General features: G+C 37.2%; 5 protein-coding genes and 1 pseudogene. 1 reads left to right on the top strand and 5 read right to left on the bottom strand.

Features of this window, described 5'->3' with window-relative positions; genetic code table 11:
* The first annotated feature begins 60 nt into the window (after nucleotides 1-60).
* Complete coding sequence (gene feoB / locus CUN59_RS16115; RefSeq protein ID WP_243406969.1) at nucleotides 61-1,296, top strand: ferrous iron transport protein B; 1,236 nt, start codon at nucleotides 61-63, stop codon at nucleotides 1,294-1,296.
* Between the two features lie 93 nt (nucleotides 1,297-1,389).
* Here feoB and CUN59_RS16110 read toward each other — a convergent pair whose 3' ends face one another.
* The 5 genes and pseudogenes from CUN59_RS16110 to CUN59_RS21515 form a co-directional block, all read right to left on the bottom strand.
* Entirely contained in the window at nucleotides 1,390-2,220 is an 831-nt protein-coding gene (locus CUN59_RS16110) for an energy-coupling factor ABC transporter ATP-binding protein (protein ID WP_039204917.1), read from the bottom strand.
* Complete coding sequence (gene cbiQ / locus CUN59_RS16105; RefSeq protein ID WP_039204919.1) at nucleotides 2,195-3,007, bottom strand: cobalt ECF transporter T component CbiQ; 813 nt, start codon at nucleotides 3,005-3,007, stop codon at nucleotides 2,195-2,197. Before cbiQ ends, CUN59_RS16110 begins: the two co-directional genes overlap by 26 nt.
* On the bottom strand, nucleotides 3,004-3,306 hold the full coding sequence (locus tag CUN59_RS16100) for an energy-coupling factor ABC transporter substrate-binding protein (RefSeq protein ID WP_039204921.1): 303 nt from the start codon (nucleotides 3,304-3,306) through the stop codon (nucleotides 3,004-3,006). Before CUN59_RS16100 ends, cbiQ begins: the two co-directional genes overlap by 4 nt.
* Nucleotides 3,293-4,075 (bottom strand): energy-coupling factor ABC transporter permease, encoded by a 783-nt coding sequence (locus CUN59_RS16095; RefSeq protein WP_096662877.1) that lies wholly within the window; start codon nucleotides 4,073-4,075, stop codon nucleotides 3,293-3,295. Before CUN59_RS16095 ends, CUN59_RS16100 begins: the two co-directional genes overlap by 14 nt.
* A pseudogene (locus CUN59_RS21515) lies at nucleotides 4,065-4,496 on the bottom strand (hypothetical protein); the annotation flags it as partial. The gene CUN59_RS16095 and the pseudogene CUN59_RS21515, both read right to left, overlap by 11 nt.

Raw genomic sequence — 4,496 nt, 5'->3', positions numbered from 1 at the left:
TAGGGTGCGGAATGTGAGTTAGAACAGTGTTCTGCGTGCGATAGTAAAATCACCTCAGAAATGAGCAGTTTATTACAAGATGCAGTTTATACTCCAGCACAAGTTCAGGAAAACCTAACAACACGCTTAGATAGAATTCTCTTACATCCAGTTTTCGGCTTACCGCTGTTTTTTGCAACCATGTTTTTGATGTTCCAGGTAGTATATGCCTTGGGAACACCTATGCAAGAGTTTTTGGGAAATATCCTGGACTGGTTTAAAGTAGCAGCATTAGAACCACTATTAGGGGGTTTACCACCGTTTTTGAAAGGTTTCCTAATTGACGGTATTTATGGTGGTATGGGAACAGTTGCGGCTTTTATCCCCGTAATTTTGTTATTTTTCTTCTGCATGGCTATTGTTGAGGATAGCGGATATTTATCACGCTCGGCATTTTTGATGGATGCTTTTATGGAACGACTGGGATTAGATGGTCGTTCTTTTGTGATGTCATTAATGGGATTTGGCTGTAATGTTCCCGCAATTATGGGGACAAGAGTCATGCGTTCCCCTGGTTTGCGAATGCTTTCCATGCTCGTCATTCCCTTTTCTTTGTGTTCAGCGCGACTGAATGTATTTATTTTCATGACTACAGCTTTATTTTCTCCTCACATTGCACCTGTAGTTTTATTTAGTTTGTATTTATTTAGTTTTGTCGCAGCTATCTTGACGGCATTTTTGTTTAGAGGCAGATATCCGAATAAAGAACCATTGGTATTAGAATTACCACCTTATCGCTTTCCCACCATCAAGCAAATGTGGTTACGTGCTTGGGGAGAAATTAGGCATTTTTTAAAGTGGTCAAATCGGTTTATTATCTTTGGTGTGGTGGCTATTTGGTTATTAAATAATTTGCCTTTTGGTGTCCCAATTGCCAGTTCCCAAACATTATCAGGAATGATTGGTCAAGCCACACAACCATTATTAGCACCCATTGGAATTAATCCTCAATTGGCTGTGGCACTGATTTTTGGCTTTATTGCTAAAGAAATTGTTTTAGGTGGTTTAGCGGTCATTTATGGTAAGTCTGAGGGGGCAGATTTAATGGGTGCGATCGCCCATCAAATAGATTGGGTACAGGCTTATAGTTTCATGTTATTTACTCTCCTTTATGTTCCTTGTTTGTCAACTGTTGCCGTCCTCAAAAGTGAATCTAAAAGTTGGAAATTTGCAGTTATATCGGTGGCTTGGTCTGTTGGTTTAGCTTGGGTAACAAGTTTTATTTTCTATCAAAGTGCGAGGGCTTTAGGATTTTAATTTTTCAACATTTTCGGAATTTTGTTGGGTTGCTATGTCGCTTAACCCAACCTACAATTTATCTACAAAAATATATTACGGTTAGCTAAATTTTCAACCATCTTCTAATATTTGTTGTCGGACTCGTTCTATAATTATTCCTTCTTCAGGAGATAAACCATTAACTAACATTTCATATATTAATGGTATACCCAATTCTAATTCCTCCAAAAGTGTCTTTTGGCTAAATACATCTTCTGGTGTTCCTTCTAGCATCAATTGTCCTTTATCCATGACAAAAACCCAATCTGCCCAGCGATAGACTAAATCTAAATCGTGGGTTGCTATTAATAAAGTCTTACCATGTTGATGAATGTCCTTGAGAGTTTTCATCAGATTACGAGTATGTTTAATATCTAAATATGCCGTTGGTTCATCTAATATTAAAAGTTGCGGTTGTAATACCATAACATCAGCAATAGAAACTCGTTTTTTCTGTCCTAAACTGAGATGATGTACTGGTGTTTCTGCTAAATTAGTTAGTTGAAATTCACTTAATACCTGTTCTACTCGCTGTTTAATTTCTACTGTGGGTAAACCTAAATTACACAAACCATAAGAAATATCTTCTTCAACTGTAGAAGCTACTAATTGTTGTTCTGGATCTTGAAATACTAAACCGACTTTTTGCCTAATTTGACTTAAATAATGACGATTATAAATTAACGGTTTTCCACACCAACTAATAGTACCAGAATTAGGTTTATATAAACCATTGGCTAATAAGAAAAGGGTGGTTTTACCACAACCATTTTGACCAATTAAGGCACATTTTTTCCCATAGGGAATCCTCATTGTTAAACCATTCAAAGCTGGTTGCTGTAGCCTTTCTGAACCTGGATAGGTGTAATATACTTGCTCAAATTCGAGTAAATATTCCTGCATTTCGGCAAATTTCTAATCCTATTAATACTACACAGCCACAAATTGCTTCAATGGTATATCGTGGAGATGAATGATAGCGGCGGGGATGCCAAAATCGTAATTCACCAGCAAAACCTCGTGCTTGTAATCCCAGGGAAAACTGACTATATTGTTGTAAGGTTCGCTGTAATAATTGTCCGATTAATAATACTAAACTTTTCATGCTAGTATACCAAGTGCGGTAGCCACCACGAGAATTTTGTGCTGTTAATAATTCATTAGCTGTTTTAAGCAAAATGAAAATAAACCGATACATTAGTAATAATAAATCGGTTAAAAGTGCTGGAAATTTCAACCAACGTAAAGTTTGTAATATTTCTGTGAAAGGTACAGTTAACATGAGAAAATATAAACAAGATGTAGAAGCTATTGCTCTAGTTAAAATTCCCCATGCTTGAATGCTACCACTACGGCTAACATAAATATATAACTGCCCAAAAGTCAGTCCATACCATGAATCTAATTGGACGATTTGCAAATTAGTAATTGCAACTCCATTTACCATTAATGCTGGTAAACTTGTCAAACAGAAAACTATGGTAAACATTAACAATCGCAAATAAACACCAGCCGGAATCCTTGCATAGATTACTATCCAAACAGTCATCCAAAGTACCATTAAAATTTGTACTAAGGGATGACTACAAAGAGAAATAATCAGAGTCGTAAATGCAAAAATTAGTTTATGTTCTGGTGGTAATTTTCGCAGTTGATTGGTATAAGCTAAAGTATCTAATTGTAGACTCATTCTTCACGTTTTTGTTGCTGGGAACGTCCTTTATATACACCAATTGCATAACCAACTACTCCCGCACCTAAAGCCGCTTGCGATGCGAATAATAAGCTTTCAATTTCACTACTAGCTGGTTCAAAAAATGATTTAAACCAAGGTTTGTATTCAGGTTGGATTTCTGTAATAGCTTTTTCTGCTTCACCATCTGCACCACTAAATTCTGCTCCGCGGACAAATATTAAAGGTGCAACGGCTAAAGCTAAAACGGCTAATATTAAAAACCAGTTATTTAAGGTTGTTTTAGATTGATTCATGACTTTGATTTTTACCCTTGATTAATCGTAAAAGTTCCAATTCTTGAGGATTATAAGATTGCAGCCAGTTCCACACCAAAACAGTCAATAATCCTTCACTAATTGCTAAGGGTACTTGAGTAATAGCAAAAATTCCCGCGAACTTAATCAATGAAGCGATAAATCCACCCACAGGTGCAGGAAAAGCCAAAGCAAGTTGGATTGAAGTGATAATGTAAGTAAGTAAATCTGCCAATGCGGCGGCTAAAAATATGGCGATTCTTTGTTTACCACTCAGCCCCATTGTGAGATTATAGATCCAGTAGGCGGCAAATGGTCCAGCGATCGCCATTGAAAAAGTATTTGCACCCAAAGTAGTTAAACCGCCATGTGCCAATAACAAAGCTTGAAATAACAATACCAAACTACCCAAAACTGTCATAGTCAAAGGTCCAAATAACACCGCACCCAAACCTGTTCCTGTGGGGTGAGAACAGCTACCTGTGACAGAGGGAATTTTTAACGCTGACAGGACAAAAGTAAAAGCACCAGCCAAACCTAACAAAAGTTTCAATTCCGGTTTAGCTTGGGTAATGCGAGTCAGACTCCGCAACCCTAAAACAAAAAATGGTAGTGACACAACCCACCAAAAAATAGCCCATTGCACAGGTAAAAAACCTTCCATAATGTGCATTGCGTAAGCAGGTTTGGGAAAATTAACTACTAAGTAAAAACTAATAACAGCTATGAGGATTAGACTAACTAACCCCGGTTTTTTTCTAGATATCATCTGTACCTCGCAGATCTCCTTTGTAAGAAGGACCGAATGCTGTAAGCTGTTTTGCTAAATTATCTCCAAATACAACTTTATATTTTGGAGCAATGAGTGCATCAAGGCTTTGCGATTCATCATAAGCCCAGTACAAACGGCGTAGATGTTGTTCATCAGAAGAAATAGGTCGTAATGACTGCCATGCTAACCAGTAAATGGGTTGGTGATCCTCAAATTTGTATTGCTGATCAACTACTAAATCTTGACCTTCATCAATTAAAACTGCATCAAAACAAGGTGAAATAGAGATTTGATGTTCCAAAACTCTATTACATAATTGTGCTAATTTTTCTGGAGGACTACCCGTGATAGGGCTAGGGACAAGTCTAGAAAGATTTAGTTCATCTCGAAATTTAGTATAACCCACATTCCGCACCCT

The sequence above is a fragment of the Cuspidothrix issatschenkoi CHARLIE-1 genome, from assembly GCF_002934005.1.
In the GTDB taxonomy this organism is placed as follows: Bacteria; Cyanobacteriota; Cyanobacteriia; order Cyanobacteriales; family Nostocaceae; genus Cuspidothrix; species Cuspidothrix issatschenkoi.
Note: the sequence above shows the minus strand (reverse complement) of the source record. Positions and strands in the feature narration are given on the sequence as shown.